The following is a 25,449-nucleotide window of genomic DNA, read 5'->3' as shown; positions in this document are numbered from 1 at the left end:
AGAAGGGTTTTATGAAAGTATATATTTTTTATTAAAGGTCTTTTACTCCTTAGTTACAACACACTTTAATAGTGTACATCCTTCGTAAATTAAATTATAATAAATTATGAGTTTATATGGACGGGAATTAATTATAGGAGGTAACATTTTGAGTTTAGTAAAGAAAAAGAATGACGATATTCGCATTATTCCACTTGGGGGCGTAGGCGAAATCGCTAAAAATATGTATATCGTCGAAGTAGACGATGAGATGTTTATGTTAGATGCGGGATTAATGTTTCCTGAAGATGAGATGTTAGGAGTAGATATTGTTATTCCTGACATCCAATATGTAGTAGAAAACAAAGATAAATTAAAAGGGATATTTTTAAGCCATGGCCATGAACATGCAATTGGTGCAGTGAGTTATATTTTAGAGCAAGTTGATGCACCAATTTATGGATCAAAACTTACTTTAGCTTTAGTTAAAGAAAGTATCAAAAAAAGAAATATAAAGAAAAAAGTACGATATTATACTGTGAATCATGATTCAGTGATGAGATTTAAAAACGTCAATATTACTTTCTTTAATACATCACATAGTATTCCAGATAGTTTAGGTATCTGTATTCATACTTCATACGGTTCAATTGTATATACAGGTGAATTTAAATTTGACCAAAGTTTACAAGGGCATTATGCTCCTGATATGAAACGCATGGCTGAAATCGGAGAAGAAGGTGTTTTTGCTTTGATTAGTGATTCAACTGAAGCAGAAAAACCTGGTTATAATACTCCAGAAAATGTCATAGAATCGCATATTTATGATGCATTTGCTAAAGTAAAAGGACGCTTAATTGTTTCATGCTATGCATCGAATTTTATTAGAATTCAACAAGTATTAAATGTTGCTAGTAAATTAAATCGTAAAGTATCTTTCTTAGGAAAATCTCTTGAAAGTTCATTTAATACTGCACGAAAAATGGGATATTTTGATATTCCTAAAGATTTATTGCTTCCAATCAATGAAGTTGAAAATTATCCTAAAAATGAAGTCGTTATTATAGCAACAGGTATGGAAGGCGAACCTATTGAAGCGTTAAGTCAAATGGCCCAACATAAACATAAAATTTTAAATATTGAAGAGGGCGATTCAGTTTACTTAGCCATCACTGCTTCAGCAAATATGGAAGTTATTATAGCCAATACGTTAAATGAACTTGTTCGAGCAGGTGCACATATTATTCCAAATAATAAAAAAATTCATGCCTCTAGTCATGGTTGTATGGAAGAATTAAAAATGATGATTAATATTATGAAACCTGAATACTTTATTCCTGTTCAAGGTGAATTTAAAATGCAAATTGCTCATGCAAAATTAGCAAATGAAGCAGGTGTTGCACCTGAAAAGATTTTCCTTGTCGAAAAAGGTGATGTGATTCATTTTGATGGCTCACACATGGTATTAAATGAAAAAGTAAATTCAGGTAATATTCTTATCGATGGTATAGGTGTAGGAGACGTTGGAAATATTGTGTTAAGAGATCGTCATCTTCTTGCAGAAGATGGTATCTTTATTGCAGTAGTAACATTAGACCCTAAAAATAGACGTATAGCTGCTGGACCTGAAATTCAATCACGCGGATTCGTTTACGTACGTGAAAGTGAAGAATTAATGAAAGAAGCAGAAGATAAAGTTCGAGAAATTGTGGAAGTTGGACTACAAGAAAAACGCATTGAGTGGTCTGAAATTAAACAAAATATGCGCGACCAAATTAGCAAGCTTTTATTTGAAAGTACAAAACGTCGCCCAATGATTATTCCAGTTATTTCTGAAATTTAAGAGACATACATTTAATAAAGAGGTCGGGACAATATCACTTTTATAAAATAATTAAAAATATAAACGTTTATCATTCTTATTTATAGATTCATTGATGTATTAAATTGAAAGTATATAAAAGATAAGACATTTACCCTAACTTTTATAGTGAACTCTATAAATTTAAAAGATGATTTGACTCATTTATTTTTAATGATTTTAAAATGGGCTTAAGAGTCTATGTGATATATATTGTCTCAACCTCTTTCATACTTTTAACTCTAAAACATAACTTACATTTTTTTATATTTTTGAAAATGTCATTATTATAATTAAAAATAAAAGAAGGTGTAACATTTGCCACGAACTAAGAAAAAAACAACAACTAGAAAAACCAATTCAAAGACGAAAACGAAAGCACGCCAATCTAAAAAGAAAAAGCAACAAAAAACAGATAGTTCTATAAGGTATATTATTACTATTATAATTGTGATTATATCTATTTTAGGAATATTTCAATTAGGGCTTGTTGGTAGAATGATTGATAGCTTTTTCAATTATTTATTTGGCGCAAGTCGTTACCTTACATATATTTTAGTAAGTTTAATTACGATTTATATTGCAATGCAAAGACATTTTCCAAAAACTCGTCGTACGTTCGGTCTCATTTTATTACAATTTGTATTACTGATTGTTTCTCAACTCATTTATTATTTTTCTAAAGGAGAAGTTGCGAAAAGAGAACCGGTATTGTTTTACGTCTATAAATCTTATGAACATACTCATTTTCCAAATTTCGGTGGAGGTATTATAGGTTTTTATTTATTAAAATTATTTGTACCTTTAATCTCTATTGCTGGGATTATCATTGTGACTTTGATTTTACTGATATCAAGTTTTATCCTATTACTAAAATTACATCATAGAGATGTGGCGAGAAGCACAATTGATTATTTTAAACGTTCTACTCAGAGTGCTTCATCTACTCTAAAAGAAAAAAGAGAAGCAAATAAAATTAGAAGAGAAGAACGATTACGTGAAAAAGAAGAACAGCGTCAAGCATTGGCACATCAAAGAGAATTAGAAGAACAACAAAGGAAAGATGAAGTCATTAAAGATGTGAGTGATTTCCCAGAAGTGAAACAACAACATAAAGATATTCCTATATATAGTCATCATGCAGCAACGGAAGAAGAAAAAGTACGACCTAAACGTAAAAAACGTCAATTTGACATAGACCATCAAGATAAAGAACCTACTCATGTATCTTCATCAAATTCTATGAAAAAAGATAAAATAAAACACGTCTCTAATGATAACGATACGAATAATAGTTCAATCATAGAAGCGGGAGAAGTTGGCAATGTAGCCTATCACATTCCTCCTTTATCATTACTTAAACAGCCAACAAAACAAACGACAACTTCAAGAGCTGAAGTACAACGTAAAGGTCAAATATTAGAATCAACCATGAAAAATTTTGGAGTTAATGCTAAAGTGACTCAAATTAAAATTGGACCGGCTGTCACTCAATATGAAGTTCAACCCGCTCAAGGTGTTAAAGTAAATAAAATCGTTAATTTACATAATGATATAGCTTTAGCACTTGCTGCGAAAGACATTCGTATTGAAGCGCCTATACCTGGACGTTCAGCTGTAGGTATTGAGGTTCCAAATGATAAAATTTCTTTAGTTACGCTAAAAGAAGTTTTAGAATCTAAGTTTCCAGCAAAAAATAAATTAGAAGTCGGTTTAGGACGAGACATTTCCGGAGAACCAATGACTATTGAATTGAATGAAACACCTCACTTATTAGTGGCTGGTTCTACAGGTAGTGGTAAGTCAGTATGTATTAACGGTATTATTACGAGCATTTTATTAAATGCTAAGCCACACGAGGTAAAATTAATGTTAATTGATCCTAAAATGGTAGAATTAAATGTATATAATGGTGTTCCACATTTATTAATACCTGTAGTAACAAATCCTCATAAAGCATCACAGGCATTAGAGAAAATTGTTGCTGAAATGGAACGTCGTTACGATTTATTTCAACATTCGTCTACTAGAAACATTGAAGGATACAATCAATTTATAAGACGTCAAAATGAAGAACTTGATGAAAAGCAATCAGAACTTCCTTATATCGTTGTCATTGTTGATGAATTAGCAGATTTAATGATGGTAGCAGGAAAAGAAGTTGAAAATGCAATACAGCGTATTACACAAATGGCTCGTGCAGCGGGCATACATTTAATTGTAGCAACACAACGTCCTTCTGTAGATGTTATCACGGGTATTATTAAAAATAATATTCCTTCAAGGATTGCATTTGCTGTAAGTTCACAAACAGATTCTAGAACAATCATAGGCTCTGGAGGAGCAGAGAAATTATTAGGTAAAGGTGACATGCTTTATGTTGGTAATGGTGAATCTACACAGACACGTGTTCAAGGTGCATTTTTAAGTGATCAAGAAGTACAAGAAGTTGTAAATTATGTAGTTGAACAACAAAAAGCAAATTACGTAAAAGAAATGGAACCTGACGCCCCTGTAGAAAAATCAGAAATGAAAAGTGAAGATACACTATATGATGACGCATACGCTTTTGTAATTGAGAAACAAAAAGCAAGTACGTCGCTTTTACAAAGACAATTCAGAATTGGATATAATCGTGCTTCAAGATTAATGGACGATTTAGAGAGAAATAATGTTATTGGTCCACAAAAAGGCAGTAAACCAAGACAAGTTTTAATAGATTTTGAGAATGAAGAGGTGTGAGTATGACTGAATTAAACTCGGTTTTTAAAGTAAAAGAATATATTTTTAAAAAAATAAAAAATCATTCTTTGAAACCTGGTGATAAACTTCCTAGCAATTTATCTATTGCTAGAGAAGTTAACGTTAAAACAGATGATGTCTATGAAGCGATTGGAGAACTTATTATTGAACAAGTTTTAACTGATAATTTTGAGGAAGGAACAAGTATAAAGGCTCTACGTCCCTTTTATTATCCTTTAAATAAATTATTTAGTATTAGTGAAATGATTAAAAAAGCGGGATATGAAGCAAGTACAGAATATTTAAGTTTAGAGCAACAACCCGCTTCTTTATTGGATGCAAAAATGTTAGATATTGAAGATAAACAGCCTATAACAATTATTGAAAGACTACGTACTGCGAATCATCAACCAGTTATTTATTGTTTAGATAAGATTGCTGAGCATCATTTAACTTGTACCGAATATCAAGAAAGTGATGGTTCGATGCTTAATGCAATTGAACTTAATACTGGTCATAAGGTAGCTTCTGCTGAAACTGAAATTGAAGCAATCAGTTATGAACCTCATATTTCTAGCATATTGAATGCTGAACCACATGAGGGATTAATGTTATTAAAGGTTGTACATTATGATGAAATGGGTAAACCTATTTTATATTCATTAAATTATATAAAAAGTAGCCTAGTGAAGTTTAAATTAACACGCACAAAAATTTAATAACAGGTAAAGGAGTGATTGATTATTTTGAAACAACATACTAATCATCAAATACATATTGATATTCTTCCGACTGAGAAATTTAAAACAACGATGATCACATTTAAATTTATGGCACCACTTGATTACGAAACAATTACTGCTCGTTCATTACTAAGTAAAGTATTGGTTCGTGCCACAAAAAAATGGCCAACAGATAAATCATTTAATCAACAATTATCAGAGCTTTATGGGGCTTATATTAATAGCTTTGTTTCTAAATTTAAAGATAAACATGTCATTACTATTTCTTTAGAAATTGTAAATGAACGTTATCTTAAAGATACTACACCATTATTTGAAAAAGGTTTAAATTTATTAAAAGAAGTCATCATGAATCCACTTGTTGAGAACAATTCATTCAACTCTACATTTGTTACTCAAGAAAAATCATTATTACATAAAAAAATAGAAGCGATGATTGACAATAAAGCGCAATATTCATTTATTAATTTATTAAAATATATGTTCAAAAATGAAGCTTATCGTTATTTGGCTATAGGTCAAATAGAAAATATTGCGCGTATTACAAATGAAAGTTTGTATGATACATATAAATCTATGATAAATAATGACATGTGTTCAGTGTATGTAGTGGGAAATGTAAATAAAAAAGAAGTTACATCACTTATAAAAAATTCATTTAGTCTTAGCTCAACTACGTTTGACTTTAATAATCATAATGTAAATACTGACTGTAACGCCCAATCTACTGAAACAATCATTGAAAAAGATACCGTCGACCAAGCTAAATTAAATTTAGGTTATCGTTTTCCAACTCATTATGGGAATGAAGATTACTATGCACTTGTCGTATTAAATACTATGTTTGGCGGTGATCCTTCTTCAGTACTATTTAATGAAGTACGTGAAAAACAAAGTCTAGCTTATTCTATTCATTCACAATTAGATGGAAAAAATGGCTATTTATTTGTATTAAGTGGTGTATCTGTTGAAAAATACGATACTGCAAAAAACACAATTATTGAAGAATTCGAGAAGTTTAAAGTAGGGGAATTCTCTGAAGAAAAATTAGCATTAGCTAAAAAAATTATCATTTCACAACGACAAGAAATTGCAGATAGACCTAAAGGTATTATTGAAGTTATGCAAAATCAACTACTTTTGAATCAGCCTCAATCAGATAAAGAATACATGGAGTTAATTAATAAAGTGACTAAAGAAGATGTCGTTAAAATGGCAAACCAAGCCTATTTAGATACGATATATGTATTAACGAAAGGAGGTCAATCATAGTGCAAGAACAATATTATGAATTAATTGATGAACGCGTCTATAAACATGAACTAAATAATGGATTACGCTTATTTGTAATTCCTAAAAAAGGATTTCAAAAAACATATGTGACCTATACAACTCAATTTGGTTCGTTGGATAATACATTTAAACCTCATCATAAAGATCAATATGTGACTGTACCAGATGGAGTAGCACATTTTTTAGAGCATAAGTTATTTGAAAAAGACGATGATAAAGATTTATTTACTGCATTTGCCAATGATAATGCTCAAGTCAATGCATTTACAAGTTTTGATCGTACGAGTTATTTGTTTAGTGCAACTGATCAAGTTGAACGTAATATTCTACGTTTACTTGATATGGTAGAAACACCCTATTTTTCAAAAGAAACAGTAGATAAAGAAAAAGGAATTATTGCTGAAGAAATTAAAATGTATCAAGAACAACCAGGATATAAAATTATGTTCAATACATTACGCGCAATGTATCATCATCATCCAATTAAAGTAGATATTGCAGGTAGTGTTGAGAGTATTTATAGTATTACTAAAGATGATTTATACTTATGTTATGAAACGTTTTATCATCCATCTAATATGGTGTTATTTGTCGTAGGAGATGTGGACCCTAAACGTATTTGTAATGTTATTGAAGAACATGAAAATCGTCGTCATAAAACAAATCAACCTTCTATCCAAAGAGGAGCAATAAAAGAACCAAATGAAGTAGTTCAATCATTTGTATCTGAAAAAATGAAATTACAGTCTCCACGTTTAATGTTAGGATTTAAAAATGAACCTTTGAATGAAGCACCTGAGAAATATGTTCAAAAAGATTTAGAAATGACTTTATTTTTTGAACTCGTATTCGGTGAAGAAACAGATTTCTATCAATCTCTTCTTAATGATGATTTAATTGATGATTCATTTGGATATCAATTTGTTCTTGAACCTACTTATAGTTTCTCAATTATTACAAGTGCTACTCATGAACCAGATCAATTAAAGGATAGATTACTTACTGAATTAAAGAAATATAGAGGAAACTTAAAAGATTCAGAAGCGTTTGAATTATTGAAGAAGCAGTTTATTGGTGAATTTATCTCTAGTTTGAATTCCCCAGAATATATTGCAAATCAATATGCAAAATTGTATTTTGAGGGCGTAAGTGTATTTGATATGTTAGATATTGTAGAGAATATCACTTTAGATAGTATTAATGAAACTGCCAAACAATATCTAAATATTGACCGTCTTGTTGATAGCCGTTTGGAGATAGATTAAATATGAAAGCATTAGTATTTGGTGGTTCAGGTAGTATTGGTAGTGCGATTGTAGATCGTTTATTAAAAGATGGATATGAAGTAATACTTCAATATTATCAATCTGATATCTCATCCTTAGAAAAAAAGTATGAAGGTGAAGCCGTAGAATTTATTCAAATGGATTTGACTCATGATATTGATTTTAATGATATATTTAGTCATATAAAACATTTAGACTGTTTAATTTATAGTAGTGGTACATCATTATATGGGATGTTACAAGATATGAAAGATAAAGAGATAGATGAATGTTATCATATTCATGTTAAACAGTTAATTCGATGCTGTCGATATTTCATAGACATATTGAGAAAAAGTACAAATGGTAGAATTATTGTTATCTCATCAATTTGGGGCGAGACGGGAGCAAGTATGGAAACTATTTATTCAGCAATGAAAAGTGCTCAAATTGGATTTGTAAAGGCCCTCAGTCAAGAGCTAGCATTGACGAATGTCACTGTGAATGCTATAGCACCTGGTTTTGTTTCAGGACGTATGGCTAAAGCATTCAGTGATGAAGACAAAGCAGTTATCTTATCTGAACTACCACAACAAAGAATGATAGCTCCACAAGAAGTAGCACACGTGTGCGCTTATTTATGCCATCCTAATGCTAAGAGTATTACAGGAACAGTCCAAAAGGTTAATGGCGGTTGGTATATTTAAAAAGTATCCTAAATTTTAAATGCAGATTTGACGATTCGTTTTTTATAATCAATGATATAATAAATTTAATTATATAAGGGGAATATTTCAAATTGTATTTAAACAAGGGGTGGTTAGATGACTGTTGCTAAAAAAAAGGAATGGTATTTAGAATACGAGATAATTGTTAATCGAGCTGGACTTTTAGGAGACGTATCGAGTTTACTTGGTATGTTAGGAATTAGTATTATTACTATAAATGGTGTTGATCAAGGGCGTCGTGGATTACTTATTAAGACAGATAGTCTTGAAAAAGTCACACGTTTTGAAAATATTATTCATGAATTGAAAGAAATAGAAATAACAAAGTTAAGAATTCCAGAGTTACGTGATCGTTTAGCAGTGCGTCATGGTCGCTATATTGAACAAGATGCAGGTGACAAAAAAACATTTCGTTTTGAACGTGAAGATTTAGGTTTACTTGTCGACTTTTTAGCAGAGTTATTTAAAGAAGATGGTCATAAATTAATAGGTATTAGAGGGATGCCTCGTGTTGGAAAAACAGAATCGATTGTTGCAGGTAGTGTCTGTGCGCATAAACGATGGCTATTTATAAGTTCAACATTAATTAAACAGACAGTTCGTAGTTCTCTTATAAAAGGTGAATATGATGCTAATCATGTTTATATTATTGATGGTGCAGTAACTGCTAGAGAAACAAATCCTAAACATCAACAGTTAGTGGAAGAAGTGATGACTTTACCATCAATAAAAGTAGTTGAGCATCCAGATTTATTTATAGAAACAAATCAATATAGCATCGATGATTTTGATTATATTATCGAGCTACGTGAACATGAGAATCAAAAAATTGAATATGATCATATGAAACAACAAGTTAAACAACAAGCAATTAAAAGCAAAAACACATTAGATTTTGGAGAAGATGTGTTTGGCGGTGGCTTCGGTTTTTTTGAGTAATAAGGGTAGAGGTGTCAAACGTGAAAACAATTGGTGAAACCTTACAAGGTAGAAGAGAAAGATTAGGAATGACATTAACAGAATTAGAACAACGTACACAATTAAAGCGAGAAACGTTAAAATATATTGAAGAGAATAAATTTGATCAACTTGCCAAAGTGGATTACGCTGAAGGATTTATTAGACGTTATGCAAGTGTAGTTAATATGGATGTAAATCAACTCATTAAAGTGCATCATGAAGAAATTCCTAATCACCACAATCAACTCGATACACTTTTACATCATTATCGACACAACGAAGTGCCCGAATATCGTACTAAAAATAAAGAACCTATTCAATTATTGATTATGATTAGTATTGTTATAATTATTACTTTAATTATATGGGTGTTAGCAGTATTATTAATATAATTTACATATAAATTAAGAAATGAGGTATTAAAATGAATATACCTAACCAGATTACAGTTTTTAGAGTGATTTTGATTCCAGTATTTATATTATTTGCTCTAGTAAACTTTGGTTTTGGAAATGTATCTGTATTAGGTGGCTATGACATAAGAATAGAGCAACTTATTGCTGCTATTATTTTTATTGTAGCTTCTTTAAGTGATTTTTTAGATGGTTATTTAGCAAGAAAATGGCAACTTGTGACAAATATGGGTAAGTTTTTAGATCCATTAGCGGATAAATTATTAGTTTCTAGTGCTCTTATTGTTATGGTTCAATTAGGGCTAACTAATTCAGTTGTAGCAATAATTATCATTGCTCGTGAGTTTGCGGTTACAGGTTTACGTTTACTTCAAATTGAACAAGGGTTTGTGAGTGCAGCAGGCCAATTAGGTAAAATTAAAACAGCTGTTACAATGGTAGCAATTATTTGGATTTTACTTGGTGATTTATTCTCAAATTGGATTGGATTTCAATTAGGACAAGTATTATTATATATTGGCGTATTCTTTACAATATTATCAGGAATTGAATATTTCTATAAAGGTAGAGATGTGTTTAAGCAATAAAAAGTATAATCAAATAAAGTGAAATGTAATGAGAGTCGCATAAAATGACTCTCATTTTTTTGAGTTATTTTTTAGATTATATAATAGATTAAGTATAAAATATGAATTAAGACTAAATAAGGGAGAGGGACATATGAATACATCTATCATAGCAGTAGGTTCAGAATTATTATTAGGCCAAATAGCAAATACAAATGGCCAATATTTATCAAAACTTTTCAATCAAATTGGAAAGAATATAGTTGAACATACAGTTATTGGTGATAATCCTGATCGTTTAGAATTTATTATTAGAGAAGGACTAAAAAGATTTGACACACTAGTGCTCACGGGTGGATTGGGTCCAACTAAAGACGATTTAACTAAACAGACAGTAGCAAAAGTATTAAATAAAAACTTAGTGACTAATGAAGAAGCATTAAATTATATTGAAGGTTTTTTCAAAGAACAAGGGCAAGAAATGACACCTAATAATAAACAACAAGCACTTGTGATAGAGGGAGCGAAAGTGTTAAAAAATCATTATGGTATGGCTCCAGGCATGTTTATTGAAATGAATGATAAAAAAGTAATTCTGTTACCTGGTCCTCCGAGTGAAATGCAACCTATGGCTAAAAATGAGTTGCTTCCATTACTTATAGATAATGACAATACTATTTTTTCAGAGCAACTTAGATTTGCAGGAATTGGAGAATCGAAAGTTGAAACAGAACTTATGGATTTAATTGAAAAACAAACGAATCCTACGATAGCTCCGTTAGCAGGGAAACATGAAGTATATATTAGATTAACAGCAAATGCTTCTACACAAAGCGAATGTAAAACATTGATTCAACCTATAAAAGAAGAAATTCTAGAACGAATTGGTCAATTTTATTATGGTTCAGATGACACATTGTTAGAACAATCTGTAATGGAACAAATGAATTCTACAGTAAGTATATATGACGGAGTAACTGATGGAGCGATTTATACTCGTTTAAAACGCTTTGATAAACAAAATATATTAAAAGGAATATTACCAGATAATGACATATTTTTAAATCATCATTCAAGTATTGAAATGCAATTAAGAGACGCTGCATCATATGTAAAAGATTTATATAAAACTGAAATGGGTATAGCAATATTACATGAGAAAGAGAATATTTATCTAGCAATTAATACAAAAAATGATTTTAAAATGACTACATTTAAGATAACGCAATCAAGAAATATACTGCCCAACAGAAGTCAAAATTATGTATTAATAAGATTATTAAATTGGCACTAAAATGTACTTAAATTAAAAAATAGTTATAATTTCAGGGCACATTTGTTCGATTTTCCGGATAGTGTTCTCTTTTTATACGAACAAATATTCGCAAAATGCTTGTGTTTGAATATAGTTAAGAGTATAATATATATATAATATTAAATAGATAACTATCTCATATAGGAGGTTTCGCTTTGGATAATGATCGTCAAAAAGCTTTAGATACAGTTATAAAAAATATGGAAAAATCCTTTGGTAAAGGTGCAGTAATGAAATTAGGCGATAATAAAGGTCGTCGTGTATCTAGTGTATCAAGTGGTTCAGTTACTTTAGATAATGCACTAGGTGTAGGTGGTTATCCTAAAGGAAGAATTATTGAAATATATGGTCCTGAAAGTTCCGGTAAAACAACAGTAGCACTTCATGCTATTGCCGAAGTGCAAAAAAATGGAGGCGTTGCTGCGTTTATCGATGCTGAACATGCACTTGATCCAGTATATGCTGAAGCATTAGGTGTTGATATAGATAATTTATATCTTTCTCAACCTGACCATGGTGAGCAAGGTTTAGAGATAGCAGAAGCTTTCGTAAGAAGTGGAGCTGTTGACATTGTTGTTGTAGACTCAGTTGCTGCTTTGACTCCTAAAGCTGAAATTGAAGGTGAAATGGGAGATACACATGTTGGTCTTCAAGCACGTTTAATGTCTCAGGCTTTACGTAAACTTTCAGGTGCAATTTCAAAATCAAATACTACTGCTATATTTATTAACCAAATTCGTGAAAAAGTTGGAGTAATGTTTGGTAACCCAGAAACTACACCAGGTGGTAGAGCCTTAAAATTCTATAGTTCAGTACGTTTAGAAGTGCGTCGTGCAGAACAATTAAAACAAGGTCAAGACATTGTAGGTAACAGAACTAAAATTAAAGTTGTTAAAAATAAAGTAGCACCACCATTTAGAATTGCTGAAGTAGATATCATGTATGGTCAAGGTATTTCAAAAGAGGGAGAATTAATTGACTTAGGTGTAGAAAATGATATTGTCGATAAATCTGGCGCTTGGTACTCATATAATGGTGAGAGAATGGGTCAAGGTAAGGAAAATGTTAAAACATATCTTAAAGAAAACCCTCAAATTAAAGATGAAATCGATCGCAAATTACGTGAAAAATTAGGCATTTTCGATGGTGATGTTGAAGAAAATGAAGATAAATCATCACAAACATTATTCGATGAAGAATAATGTTGAATTTTTAATGCTTTAAATAGAATATACTTTTAATATATATTTAAAAATATTAAAATTATTTTGTGTGAGAGTGAATAATGAGTTCGAAATGAATTCAATGTCACTCTCTTTCTTTTATAAGTAGGTGTAGTGAAATTGAAGTGAAATTTCATATCTTGACACTACTGAGTACCTAAACGTACAATTAATATGTATATTATTTATACAATTTATAAAAAATCATAGAGATTTTAATATACAAGCAAATACCTAGAAAAGGGAGGTGTTTATGTGAATTTATTAGACCTCCTACTCATTTTGCTGGGGATTATTCTAGGGGTTGTTGTAGGGTATTTTTTAGCCCGAAATATATTACATCAAAAGCAAATTCAAGCTAGACAAACTGCTAATGATATTATCAAACAAGGACAAAAAGAAGCAGATAATATCAAAAAAGAGAAATTATTAGAGGCAAAAGAAGAAAATCAAATTATTAGAGAACAAGTTGAAACAGAGCTACGTGAAAGACGTAGTGAGCTTCAAAGACAAGAAGCCCGAAATCTTCAAAAAGAGGAAAATTTAGATCGTAAATCAGAATTATTGGATAAAAAAGATGAGATTTTAGATCAAAAAGAATCCAAAATTGAAGAAAGACAACAACAAGTAGATGCAAAAGAGAGTAGTGTTCAGACGTTAATAATGAAGCATGAACAAGAATTAGAACGCATCTCCGGTCTCACTCAAGAGGAAGCAGTTAATGAACAACTTCATAGAGTGGAAGAAGAACTGTCACAAGATATTGCAGTACTTGTTAAGGAAAAGGAAAGAGAAGCAAAAGAAAAAGTTAACAAAACAGCAAAAGAATTGTTAGCTACTACTGTACAAAGATTAGCTGCTGATCATACAACGGAATCTACTGTTTCAGTAGTTAATTTACCAAATGATGAGATGAAAGGTCGAATTATTGGTAGAGAAGGTAGAAATATTCGTACTTTAGAAACGTTAACAGGTATCGACTTGATTATTGATGATACTCCTGAAGCAGTGATTTTATCAGGATTTGATCCTATTAGACGTGAAATCGCTAGGACTGCATTAGTGAATTTAGTCTCTGATGGAAGAATTCATCCAGGTCGTATCGAAGAAATGGTAGACAAAGCTAGAAAAGAAGTAGATGACATCATTAGGGATGCAGGTGAACAAGCAACATTTGAAATCAATGTTCACAATATGCATCCAGATTTAGTGAAAATTTTAGGTCGTTTAAACTATAGAACAAGTTACGGCCAAAATGTCTTAAAACATTCTATGGAAGTCGCACATCTTTCTGGAATGTTAGCTGCTGAATTAGGCGAGGATGTTAGTTTAGCAAAAAGAGCTGGATTACTACATGATGTAGGTAAAGCAATTGATCATGAAGTTGAAGGTAGCCATGTTGAAATTGGTGTTGAATTAGCTAAAAAATACGGTGAAGTTGAAACTGTAATTAATGCGATTCATTCACATCATGGAGATGTTGAACCAACATCTATTATTTCAATTCTAGTAGCAGCTGCAGATGCATTATCGGCCGCACGTCCAGGAGCACGTAAAGAAACACTTGAAAATTATATTCGTAGATTAGAACGCTTAGAAACTCTTTCAGAAAGTTATGAAGGTGTTGAAAAAGCGTTCGCAATTCAAGCTGGTAGAGAGATTAGAGTTATTGTTTCTCCTGAAGAAATAGATGATTTAAAATCTTACCGATTAGCTAGAGATATAAAAAATCAAATTGAAGAAGAATTACAATATCCAGGACATATTAAAGTGACAGTTGTTAGAGAGACTAGAGCAGTAGAGTATGCGAAGTAATTTTTAAAATTAAATAGGGACTCACTGATTACTAAAAAACCTGAGACATATTTAAAATGTCTCAGGTTTTTTCATTATTTAAGTTGTAAATCTGTTTTTTTGATTTCAGAAAGAATTTCAGCTGTATCATAACAATTTGTAGCAATATTAGAATATCTTTCTGCTAAACGGTATGCGTTAATATATAATTCTAAGCTTTCTTTAGCCATATCTTCTGCATCTTCTGATTTTGATGGGTTTGCTTTTACAACTAGTTCTGCAAATTTTTCTGGATCGATATTAATTGACATCTAATTATACAACTCCTAAATTTTTATAATATTATAATAACATATGCTGTATGCATGCTAAAGTTAAGACTGTGTAATTTTAAAAAATATGAAACTCTACCTTTAATTATATAGTTATTTCAATTACACTATATTGTGAGAGGATGAACATTAATGCGAATTTTATTTATTGGAGATATCGTAGGAAAAGTAGGTAGAAATGCCATTGCTGAATATTTGCCTAAATTAAAGCAAGCTTATAAGCCTACGTTGAGTATTGTTAATGCAGAAAATGCTGCTCATGGAAAAGGTTTAACTGAAAAATTATATAAACAATTGCTTAGAGATGGCGTGGATTTTATGACAATGGGGAATCATACTTATGGTCAAAGAGAGATTTATGACTTTATTGATGATGCTAAAAGAATGATAAGACCTGCTAATTTTCCGAGTGAAGCGCCAGGTGTTGGCATGCGTTTTATTCAGGTTAATGATATTAAAGTTGCCATCATTAACTTGCAAGGACGTTCATTTATGCAAGATATTGATGATCCTTTTAAAAAAGCAGATCAATTGATTGAAGAAGCTAAAAAAGAAACTAATTATATTTTTGTAGATTTTCATGCAGAAACTACTTCAGAAAAAAATGCAATGGGTTGGTATTTAGATGGAAGAGTCAGTGCTATTGTAGGCACACATACTCATATTCAAACATCTGATGAGCGTATTTTGCCCAATGGTACAGGCTATATTACAGATGTAGGTATGACTGGTTATTATGATGGAATACTAGGGATTAATCGCGAGGAAGTTATTAAGCGTTTTATTACAAGTTTGCCACAACGACATGTAGTGCCTGATAATGGTAGAAGTGTACTTTCAGGTGTTATTATAGATTTAGATAAAAATGGAAGAACCAAACTCATAGAACGCATTTTAATCAATGAGGATCATCCTTTTGATAAATAGCGTATAGTCCATTAGTATGAATTTAAATAAAAGCCACTGTTGACATAGTAAGACGGTGGTTATTTTTGTTATGATTTAGTATGAATTAATTCCACAGGAGGCTAATGATATGAAACCACAAATATCATGGAAAGTGGGCGGACAACAAGGTGAAGGTATTGAGTCAACAGGAGAACTATTTGCTACTGCAATGAATCGAAAAGGTTATTATTTATATGGATATCGACATTTCTCAAGCCGAATTAAAGGCGGTCATACAAATAATAAAATAAGAGTCTCAACTTCTCCAATTCATGCAATTAGTGATGATTTAGATATTTTAGTTGCATTTGATCAAGAGACAATTGAATTAAATCATCATGAAATGAGAGAAGATAGTATTATTATTGCAGATGCTAAAGCTAAACCTTCTAAACCAGACGATTGTCGTGCGCAACTTATTGAATTACCGTTAACATTAACAGCTAAAGAATTAGGTACTGCACTGATGAAAAATATGGTAGCGATTGGTGCAACTTGTGCAGTAATGAAATTAGATACAACACCTTTCGAAACGTTAATTACAAATATGTTTACTAAAAAAGGTCAAAAAGTTGTTAAAATGAATATAGAAGCGCTTCATCAGGGTTATGAGTTGATGAAGGATAAATTAGATACAGTAAATGGTGATTTTTTACTAGAAGATAGTGAGGGCACACCACATTTATACATGATTGGTAACGATGCAATTGGATTAGGCGCGATTTCAGCTGGTTCAAGATTTATGGCAGCTTATCCAATTACGCCTGCTTCAGAAATTATGGAGTATATGATTGCAAATGTTCCAAAAGTAGGAGGTACTGTAGTACAAACTGAAGATGAAATTGCTGCAGCGAATATGGCAATTGGTGCGAACTATGCAGGAGTTAGAGCATTTACTGCGAGTGCAGGGCCAGGTTTATCTTTAATGATGGAAGCCATTGGTTTATCAGGTATGACTGAAACACCACTAGTTATTGTTAACACGCAACGTGGAGGCCCTTCAACTGGATTACCTACAAAACAAGAACAATCAGATTTAATGCAAATGATATATGGAACACATGGAGATATTCCTAAGATAGTAGTAGCACCAACTGATGCTGAAGATGCTTTTTATTTAACTATGGAAGCTTTTAATTTAGCTGAAGAATATCAATGTCCGGTTATCGTATTAAGCGATTTGCAATTGTCATTAGGTAAACAAACAGTAAAACAACTCGATTACAATAGAATTCAAATTAAACGTGGAGAGCTTATTCAATCAGATATTGAACGTGATGAAGATGATAAATCATACTTTAAACGTTATGCACTTACAACATCTGGAATTTCACAACGTCCAATTCCTGGTGTTAAAGGTGGTATTCACCATGTTACTGGTGTTGAACATAATCAAGAAGGCAAGCCAAGTGAAGCTGCTGATAACAGACGTGAACAAATGGAAAAACGTATGAGTAAAACTGCGAACTTACTTATTGAAACACCTGTTGATTATGATGAGAAACATGAGAAAGCAGATATTTTATATATCGGATTTATTTCAAGTAAAGGTGCAATTGAAGAAGGAAGTAAACGATTAAATAATAATGGTATTAAAGTTAATACGATGCAAATTCGTCAACTTCACCCATTACCAAAAGATATTATTCAACAAGCTATTGATAAAGCTTCAAGCGTCATAGTAGCTGAGCATAACTATCAAGGCCAATTATCAAATATCTTAAAAATGAATACTGCCATTCAAGACAAATTAGTTAATCAAGCTAAATATGATGGTACACCTTTTTTACCACATGAAATAGAAGAAAAAGGACTTTCAGTAGCTAAAGATATGAAGGAGATGATGTAATTGGCTACATTTAAAGATTTTAGAAACAGTGTGAAGCCAAACTGGTGCCCAGGATGTGGAGACTTTTCAGTACAAGCTGCAATTCAAAAAGCAGCAGCAAATTTAGGTTTAGAACCTGAAGAAGTGGCATTAATTACGGGAATAGGTTGTTCAGGTCGTTTATCAGGCTATATTAACTCTTATGGGGTACATGGTATTCATGGGCGTGCATTACCTCTTGCCCAAGGAGTGAAAATGGCTAATAAAGATTTAACAGTCATTGCTTCAGGTGGCGACGGTGATGGTTATGCTATTGGCATGGGTCATACAATTCATGCATTACGCCGCAATATGAATATTACTTATATTGTTATGGATAACCAAATTTATGGCCTAACTAAAGGTCAAACGTCTCCATCTTCTGCTGTTGGATTTGTAACTAAATCAACACCTAAAGGAAATATAGAAAAAAATGTTGCGCCATTAGAACTAGCACTATCATCAGGTGCTACATTTGTAGCACAAGGTTTTTCAAGTGATATTAAAGCATTGACAAAATTAATTGAAGATGCAATTAATCATGATGGTTTTTCATTTGTAAATGTGTTTTCTCCATGTGTGACATATAATAAAGTGAATACGTATGATTGGTTTAAAGAACATTTAACTAGTATTGAAGATATTGAAAATTATGATCCAACAGATAAACAATTAGCGATGAAAACTGTATTAGAACACGAATCACTAGTTAAAGGTATTGTATATCAAGACACAACAACACCTTCATATGAATCACAAATTGAAGAATTAGATGAAAGTGCATTAACTAAAAGAGATATCCATCTTTCTGAGCAAGAGTTTAATGACTTAACTGCTCAATTTGTATAATTTTTTTAAAGACATTCTTGAAAGCATCATATGACTTCAAGAATGTCTTTTAATTTAAGTTTAAATTTATAAAAATCTTGTTAAACTTCATTTATTTATTTTTATTAGGGAAGAAAATAATATAGTAAATAAAAGGAGTGGAAATGTTGGATAAATTTAAATCAATGCAAGAATTGGAAAAAGAAACGATTGAAAATGAAGACTGGAAAATAATAACTAAAAACCGAAATAGCAGCGTTTCAATACTAGCAATTCATGGTGGAGGCATTGAACCCGCTACAACTGAATTAGCAAGTATAATTGCTGATGAAGGCGGATATAATTACTTTACTTTCGAAGGTTTACGTAGTAAAGGAAATAAAGAGTTGCACGTAACTTCTACACGTTATGATAATAAAGATGCAATGAATTTGGTAACTGAAAGTAACCAAGCTATTGCTATTCATGGTTGTGAAGGGAACGAGAGCATTGCTTATGTTGGTGGGAAAGACGAACGTCTAAAATCACTCATCAAAGAACAATTAAATAATATTGGTATAAAAGCAAGTGAAGCACCAAGCCATATTTCAGGTCAACAGGATAATAATATTGTTAATTGTACGACTAGAGGTATGGGCGTACAAATTGAGTTAACTACCTCATTACGTAAAACTTTTTTCAAAAATAATAAAACAAATCGAAATAGTAGAGAAAATCAGTCAAATTGGGATAAATTAATGTGCGACTTTGCAAAAGCTATAAAATCTGCAATAGAAAATATAGAATAACTCAGATTTATAAAGATAATCATGATAAAATAAAATCATAAATAAATCATAGAGGTGAAATTTATGCAAGATACGTTAATGAGTGTACAAATAGTTCCTAAACCACCTAATAATGATGATGTTATTCCTTATGTAGATGAAGCGATTAAAATTATTGATCAGTCGGGACTACATTACAGAGTAGGTCCTCTTGAAACGACTGTCCAAGGTGATATGAGTGAATGCTTAATTTTAATTCAAAAATTGAATGAAAGAATGGTTGAATTAGAATGTCCTAGTATTATTAGCCAAGTGAAGTTTTATCATGTGCCAGAAGGTATATCTATTGAAACTCTAACTGGTAAATATGACGAAGCATAACATATTTTAAAGTTAAATAACGTTTAGTTAAAGTGGAGTAAGATTCAATATGACATCTATTCCACTTTTTATTCAATATTTAATAATAAAATATATTAATTTTTAACCTCTTTTTGCACTTTAATGCTAATTTTAATATAATGTACTAATAATATTAGGGCATATAGAAAGGATTTTTGTAAAGTGAACGAAGAGCAAAGAAAAGCTGGTACGATAGATATTTTAGACGAACGTAATAAAAAAGCAGAAAAAGACTATAGTAAATATTTCGAACATGTTTATCAACCACCTAATCTTAAAGAAGCAAAAAAACGTGGTAAACAAGATGTTCAATATAATCGAGATTTTCATATTGAAGATAAATATAAAGGTATGGGAAAAGGACGAACATTTTTAATTAAAACATATGGGTGTCAAATGAATGCACATGATACTGAAGTAATGGCAGGAATTTTGCAAGCTTTAGACTATCAAGCAACTGATGATATTAATGAAGCGGACGTTATATTAATTAATACATGTGCTATTCGTGAAAATGCTGAAAATAAAGTATTTAGTGAAATAGGTAATTTAAAACATTTAAAGAAAAATAGACCTGAAACGTTAATTGGTGTATGCGGTTGTATGTCACAAGAAGAATCCGTTGTAAATAAAATTTTAAAATCATATCAAAATGTGGATATGATTTTTGGAACGCATAACATACATAAATTACCTGAAATTTTAGAAGAAGCATATTTATCAAAAGCCATGGTCGTTGAGGTTTGGTCTAAAGAAGGCGACGTTATTGAAAACCTACCTAAAGTGCGTGAAGGAAGTACAAAAGCATGGGTTAATATTATGTATGGATGTGATAAATTCTGTACATACTGTATTGTACCTTTTACACGAGGAAAAGAACGCAGTCGTAGACCACAAGATATCATTGAAGAAGTTCGAGAACTCGCTCGTGAAGGTTATAAAGAAATTACACTTCTAGGACAAAATGTTAATTCATATGGAAAAGATATTAAAGATTTAGATTATGGCTTAGGTGATTTATTAGAGGATATTTCTAAAATTGACATTCCACGTGTACGTTTTACAACGAGTCATCCTTGGGATTTTACAGATAGAATGATTGAAGTGATTGCAAAAGGTGGAAATATCGTTCCTCACATTCATTTACCTGTGCAATCTGGAAATAATGCTGTATTAAAAATAATGGGACGTAAATATTCACGTGAAAGTTACTTGGATTTAGTTGATAGAATTAAAGAAGCTATTCCTAATGTCGCTCTTACTACTGACATAATAGTAGGATATCCTAACGAAACAGAAGAACAATTTGAAGAAACACTTTCATTATACGATGAAGTTCAATTTGAACATGCTTATACGTATTTGTATTCACAAAGAGACGGTACGCCTGCTGCTAAAATGAAAGATAATGTTCCAACTGAAGTGAAAAAAGATCGCTTGCAACGTTTAAATAAAAAAGTTGGTCAATATTCAGAAAAAGCAATGCAAAATTATGAAGGACAAGTTGTTACTGTTTTATGTGAAGGAACAAGTAAAAAAGATGAAACAGTTCTAGCAGGTTATACTGAAAAAAATAAATTAGTTAACTTTAAAGGACCTCGTGAAGCTATTGGTCAACTTGTTGATGTTAAAGTTAAAGAAGCAAAACAATACTCACTAAATGGTGAATTTTTACATTTTCATAATCAAGTTATGGTGACTAATTAATATGTATGAAAAAGAAGATATTCTAAAGCAAGCAAATAGTGTATCGAACAAAATAAAGGCACTAGAATTGATTAAACAATATCAAAATGTAGAGCAACAAATTCATGAGAATACATCAATTGAACAAAAAATGAAACAATTAAAATTGCAACAAAAACAGTCAGTAAATTTTCAAAATTATGGCAAGCATCAGGCTTATCAAAAATCTGAAGAAGAAATTTCTCAACTTGAAAAAGAAATCAATGCATTACCTATTGTTGAAGAATTTCGGTCAGCGCAATTTGAAGCAAATGAGTTGTTGCAATTGATGGTTTCTACTATGGAACAAAGTTTAAATAATCATAATGAAAAAGCACATCACGACTCATAAACAGAAGGGAATATTCAAAGATGAAAACTAAAAAACTTACCATTACAGCTTTACTCATTGCTTTTAATGTCGTATTTAGTAGTTTTATTATTATACCTTTAGGTCCAGTAAAAGCAGCCCCAGTACAACATTTTGTAAATGTACTATGTGCGGTTTTTGTAGGGCCATGGTATGGTTTAGCACAGGCTTTGATTTCTTCTTTAATAAGAATAACATTTGGAACTGGCAGTGCTTTTGCCTTTCCTGGTAGTATGATTGGTGTGTTTCTAGCTAGCCTCTTCTATATGTATAGAAAGCACATATTTATGGCTGCAGTTGGAGAAGTGATTGGAACTGGAATCATTGGTAGTTTAATGTGCATTCCACTATCTTGGATATTAGGTTTGCAACATTTCTTTATCAAACCATTAATGCTTGTATTTGTAGTTTCAAGTTTTCTTGGTGCAGCGATTAGTTATATCTTACTTATAGTGTTAAAAAAACGAGGATTATTAGATAAATTCAAATAAATATTTTATTTAAGATTATCATTTCATACACTTAATAAGTTTAGTGCTTATTAAGCGTAGTAAAGAGATGATAATCTTTTATTTTCAAGTTGTAGAATAATATTCTAATTTGGATAACGAGCGCTTCAGTATGACATATGTTAAAATATACAAGTTAAAATGTGAGAAGAAAAAAGTATATATCAGTAAGGTTGTGAAAAAATATGGCTAATGTGACACCTATGATGCAACAATATTTAAAAATAAAATCTCAATATCAAGATTGCTTATTGTTTTTTAGATTAGGCGATTTTTATGAAATGTTCTTTGAAGATGCTAAAGAAGCATCTAGAGTATTAGAAATTATCTTAACTAAAAGAGATGCTAAAAAAGAAAATCCAATTCCAATGTGTGGCGTTCCGTATCACTCAGCAAATAGCTATATTGAAACACTCATTAACAATGGATATAAAGTTGCTATTTGTGAACAGATGGAAGATCCAAAACAAACTAAAGGCATGGTTAAAAGAGAAGTAGTTAAAGTAGTCACACCTGGAACAATGATGGAACAAGGCGGAATGGATGAAAATCAAAATAATTATATTCTTAGTTTCATTCAGAATGAAAATGGATATGCATTAAGTTATTGTGATGTTTCTACTGGTGAATTAAAAGCTACCAATTTTGAAGATGAAAGCACGTTAATTAATGAAATCATTACGATTAACCCAAATGAAATTGTAGTACGAGAAGACATAAATGAAGATTTAAAAAAACAAATTTCACTTACTACTGAAACGATTACAGTTAGAGAAGAAATTTCTGATATAGAATATAGTGTCAATACATTAGAAAATAATTTAATGTTTTTGACAACACAATTATTGTTAGATTATATTCATCATACTCAAAAAAGAGATTTATCTCATATTGAAGATGTGATAACTTATGCAGCGATTGACTTTATGAAAATGGATTATTATGCAAAACGCAATTTAGAGCTTACTGAAAGCATACGTTTAAAAAGTAAAAAAGGAACATTGTTATGGTTAATGGATGAAACAAAAACACCTATGGGTGCAAGACGCTTGAAACAGTGGATTGATCGCCCACTTATTCATAAAGATAATATTGAACAACGATTAGATATCGTAGAATCATTTATTGATCATTTTATAGAAAGAGATACTCTAAGAGGTTACCTTAATCAAGTATACGATATTGAAAGATTAGTAGGACGAGTAAGTTATGGAAATGTAAATGCTCGAGATTTGATTCAACTCAAACATTCTATTTCTGAAATTCCAAATATTAAATCACTTCTTGAACAAATGGATAATGTGACAACAACGCAGTTTAGCACATTAGAACCATTAGAAGATTTACTGAAAGTGTTGGAAGATAGTTTAGTAGAAGAACCACCTATTTCAGTCAAAGATGGGGGACTGTTCAAACAAGGATTCAGTAAACAACTAGATGAGTATTTAGAAGCATCTAAAAATGGAAAAGATTGGCTAGCACAACTTCAAGCGAAAGAACGTGAAAGAACAGGTATCAAATCTTTAAAAATTAGCTACAATAAAGTTTTTGGTTACTTTATTGAAATCACACGTGCTAATCTTCAAGGATTCGAACCAAGCGAGCATGGCTATCATCGTAAACAAACTTTATCTAATGCAGAAAGATTTATTACAGACGAATTAAAAGAAAAAGAAGATATTATTTTAGGTGCAGAAGATAAAGCAATTGAATTAGAATATCAACTGTTTATTCGATTGAGAGAGCATGTTAAATCATATACTGAAAGATTACAAAGACAAGCAAAAGTGATATCAGAGCTTGATTGTTTACAAAGTTTTGCAGAAATTGCACAAAAATATAACTATGTTAGACCAGAATTTAGTGATGATAAGACATTGAACTTAGAAAATTCTAGACATCCCGTTGTAGAACGCGTGATGGATTATAATGATTATGTACCAAATAATTGTTATCTTGATCAAAATAACTTTATTTACTTGATTACTGGCCCAAATATGTCTGGTAAATCAACTTATATGCGTCAAGTGGCAATCATTAGTATCATGGCACAAATGGGAGCTTATGTACCATGTGATAATGCAATATTACCTATTTTTGATCAAATTTTCACAAGAATTGGTGCAGCAGATGATTTAGTATCCGGTAAAAGTACCTTTATGGTTGAAATGCTAGAAGCACAAAAAGCATTAACATACGCAACAGCAGATAGTTTAATCATCTTTGATGAAATCGGGCGAGGAACGTCAACATATGATGGCTTATCTCTAGCGCAAGCTATGATTGAATATGTAGCTGAAACATCACATGCTAAGACGCTTTTTTCAACCCATTATCATGAATTAACAACATTAGATCAACAGCTATCTAGTTTGAAAAATGTACATGTAGCAGCAGATGAGTATCAAGGTGAACTTATTTTCCTTCATAAAGTTAAAGAAGGTGCCGTTGATGATAGTTATGGTATTCAAGTTGCTAAACTAGCAAATCTTCCTGAGAAAGTAATTGAAAGAGCTCAAGTTATTTTAAATGCGTTTGAACAAAATGGATTATCAGATGAGAATGTCAATCGTAAACAGTATAATGACAACTCTAAAGATATTGAAAATAAGGATCATTTAATTAATAAGGAAGAACACTCAACTATTAAACAAACAGATGTGTTTGAACAAACAAGTTTTGACTTATTTAATTCGAATGAAACACAAAGTGAAATAGAGGCACAAATTAAAAATTTAAATATTTCAAATATGACACCTATTGAAGCATTACTTAAGTTAAGCGAATTACAAAATCAGTTAAGATAGAGGTGTTAATTC

At 31.1% G+C, this 25,449-nt stretch carries 22 protein-coding genes; 21 read left to right on the top strand and 1 reads right to left on the bottom strand.

Annotated elements, in window-relative coordinates; all coding sequences use genetic code 11:
- The first annotated feature begins 148 nt into the window (after positions 1 to 148).
- The 12 genes from rnjB (at position 149) to rny (ending at position 14,903) form a co-directional block, all read left to right on the top strand.
- Entirely contained in the window at positions 149 to 1,822 is a 1,674-nt protein-coding gene (gene rnjB / locus NST64_RS07330) for a ribonuclease J2 (protein WP_049418179.1), read from the top strand.
- A 441-nt stretch (positions 1,823 to 2,263) separates the two neighbouring features.
- Complete coding sequence (locus tag NST64_RS07325) at positions 2,264 to 4,582, top strand: DNA translocase FtsK (protein WP_411847915.1); 2,319 nt, start codon at positions 2,264 to 2,266, stop codon at positions 4,580 to 4,582.
- A gap of 2 nt (positions 4,583 to 4,584) precedes the next feature.
- Positions 4,585 to 5,301, top strand: a complete 717-nt coding sequence (locus tag NST64_RS07320) for a GntR family transcriptional regulator (RefSeq protein ID WP_002448813.1) — start codon at positions 4,585 to 4,587, stop codon at positions 5,299 to 5,301.
- A 93-nt stretch (positions 5,302 to 5,394) separates the two neighbouring features.
- Positions 5,395 to 6,597, top strand: coding sequence for an EF-P 5-aminopentanol modification-associated protein YfmF (gene yfmF / locus NST64_RS07315; protein WP_391556754.1), 1,203 nt, complete (start codon positions 5,395 to 5,397; stop codon positions 6,595 to 6,597).
- Complete coding sequence (gene yfmH, locus NST64_RS07310) at positions 6,597 to 7,883, top strand: EF-P 5-aminopentanol modification-associated protein YfmH (RefSeq protein ID WP_049418175.1); 1,287 nt, start codon at positions 6,597 to 6,599, stop codon at positions 7,881 to 7,883. Before yfmF ends, yfmH begins: the two co-directional genes overlap by 1 nt.
- A 2-nt stretch (positions 7,884 to 7,885) precedes the next feature.
- The gene (gene ymfI / locus NST64_RS07305) at positions 7,886 to 8,590 is read left to right on the top strand and encodes an elongation factor P 5-aminopentanone reductase (protein WP_107632275.1); all 705 of its coding nucleotides are present in this window, start codon (positions 7,886 to 7,888) and stop codon (positions 8,588 to 8,590) included.
- 117 nt (positions 8,591 to 8,707) lie between these two features.
- Positions 8,708 to 9,550, top strand: a complete 843-nt coding sequence (locus NST64_RS07300; protein ID WP_002448864.1) for a DUF3388 domain-containing protein — start codon at positions 8,708 to 8,710, stop codon at positions 9,548 to 9,550.
- A 20-nt stretch (positions 9,551 to 9,570) separates the two neighbouring features.
- On the top strand, positions 9,571 to 9,963 hold the full coding sequence (locus NST64_RS07295; protein ID WP_077700438.1) for a helix-turn-helix domain-containing protein: 393 nt from the start codon (positions 9,571 to 9,573) through the stop codon (positions 9,961 to 9,963).
- Positions 9,964 to 9,995: 32 nt separating this feature from the next.
- Positions 9,996 to 10,571: a CDP-diacylglycerol--glycerol-3-phosphate 3-phosphatidyltransferase gene (gene pgsA / locus NST64_RS07290; protein ID WP_002448865.1), complete on the top strand. Its 576-nt coding sequence runs from the start codon at positions 9,996 to 9,998 to the stop codon at positions 10,569 to 10,571.
- Positions 10,572 to 10,704: 133 nt separating this feature from the next.
- Entirely contained in the window at positions 10,705 to 11,844 is a 1,140-nt protein-coding gene (locus tag NST64_RS07285) for a CinA family nicotinamide mononucleotide deamidase-related protein (RefSeq protein ID WP_340731107.1), read from the top strand.
- A gap of 176 nt (positions 11,845 to 12,020) precedes the next feature.
- Complete coding sequence (gene recA / locus NST64_RS07280) at positions 12,021 to 13,067, top strand: recombinase RecA (protein WP_002448773.1); 1,047 nt, start codon at positions 12,021 to 12,023, stop codon at positions 13,065 to 13,067.
- Positions 13,068 to 13,343: 276 nt separating this feature from the next.
- Positions 13,344 to 14,903 (top strand): ribonuclease Y, encoded by a 1,560-nt coding sequence (gene rny / locus NST64_RS07275; RefSeq protein ID WP_002448856.1) that lies wholly within the window; start codon positions 13,344 to 13,346, stop codon positions 14,901 to 14,903.
- 74 nt (positions 14,904 to 14,977) lie between these two features.
- On the opposite strand, the gene NST64_RS07270 is transcribed toward rny, so the two are convergent.
- Positions 14,978 to 15,193, bottom strand: coding sequence for a hypothetical protein (locus NST64_RS07270; protein ID WP_002448781.1), 216 nt, complete (start codon positions 15,191 to 15,193; stop codon positions 14,978 to 14,980).
- Positions 15,194 to 15,346: 153 nt separating this feature from the next.
- Here NST64_RS07270 and NST64_RS07265 point away from each other — a divergent pair, with 153 nt between their 5' ends.
- The 9 genes from NST64_RS07265 to mutS all read left to right on the top strand — a co-directional run bounded on the left by NST64_RS07265 (position 15,347) and on the right by mutS (position 25,437).
- Entirely contained in the window at positions 15,347 to 16,141 is a 795-nt protein-coding gene (locus NST64_RS07265; protein WP_002448851.1) for a TIGR00282 family metallophosphoesterase, read from the top strand.
- A 109-nt stretch (positions 16,142 to 16,250) separates the two neighbouring features.
- Positions 16,251 to 18,011 (top strand): 2-oxoacid:acceptor oxidoreductase subunit alpha, encoded by a 1,761-nt coding sequence (locus NST64_RS07260; RefSeq protein ID WP_107632274.1) that lies wholly within the window; start codon positions 16,251 to 16,253, stop codon positions 18,009 to 18,011.
- Positions 18,012 to 18,878 carry a 2-oxoacid:ferredoxin oxidoreductase subunit beta gene (locus NST64_RS07255; protein ID WP_002448821.1) on the top strand — a complete coding sequence of 289 codons (867 nt, stop codon included), beginning with the start codon at positions 18,012 to 18,014 and terminating at the stop codon, positions 18,876 to 18,878. It begins immediately after the preceding gene.
- A 146-nt stretch (positions 18,879 to 19,024) separates the two neighbouring features.
- Positions 19,025 to 19,645 (top strand): poly-gamma-glutamate hydrolase family protein, encoded by a 621-nt coding sequence (locus NST64_RS07250; protein ID WP_002455400.1) that lies wholly within the window; start codon positions 19,025 to 19,027, stop codon positions 19,643 to 19,645.
- 63 nt (positions 19,646 to 19,708) lie between these two features.
- On the top strand, positions 19,709 to 20,005 hold the full coding sequence (locus tag NST64_RS07245; protein WP_107632381.1) for a thiamine-binding protein: 297 nt from the start codon (positions 19,709 to 19,711) through the stop codon (positions 20,003 to 20,005).
- A 183-nt stretch (positions 20,006 to 20,188) separates the two neighbouring features.
- A complete protein-coding gene (gene miaB, locus NST64_RS07240) occupies positions 20,189 to 21,733 on the top strand; it encodes a tRNA (N6-isopentenyl adenosine(37)-C2)-methylthiotransferase MiaB (RefSeq protein WP_002488684.1) in 1,545 nt (514 codons plus the stop codon).
- A 1-nt stretch (position 21,734) separates the two neighbouring features.
- Positions 21,735 to 22,103 carry a RicAFT regulatory complex protein RicA family protein gene (locus NST64_RS07235; protein WP_002448720.1) on the top strand — a complete coding sequence of 123 codons (369 nt, stop codon included), beginning with the start codon at positions 21,735 to 21,737 and terminating at the stop codon, positions 22,101 to 22,103.
- 20 nt (positions 22,104 to 22,123) lie between these two features.
- A complete protein-coding gene (gene thiW, locus NST64_RS07230; RefSeq protein WP_002448801.1) occupies positions 22,124 to 22,612 on the top strand; it encodes an energy coupling factor transporter S component ThiW in 489 nt (162 codons plus the stop codon).
- A gap of 203 nt (positions 22,613 to 22,815) precedes the next feature.
- Positions 22,816 to 25,437, top strand: coding sequence for a DNA mismatch repair protein MutS (mutS, locus tag NST64_RS07225; RefSeq protein ID WP_107632380.1), 2,622 nt, complete (start codon positions 22,816 to 22,818; stop codon positions 25,435 to 25,437).
- Positions 25,438 to 25,449 lie beyond the last annotated feature (12 nt).

This window comes from Staphylococcus sp. FSL W8-1268, from assembly GCF_038003965.1.
Classification (GTDB): Bacteria; Bacillota; Bacilli; order Staphylococcales; family Staphylococcaceae; genus Staphylococcus; species Staphylococcus hominis.
This window is presented reverse-complemented; position numbering and strand designations above follow the sequence as displayed.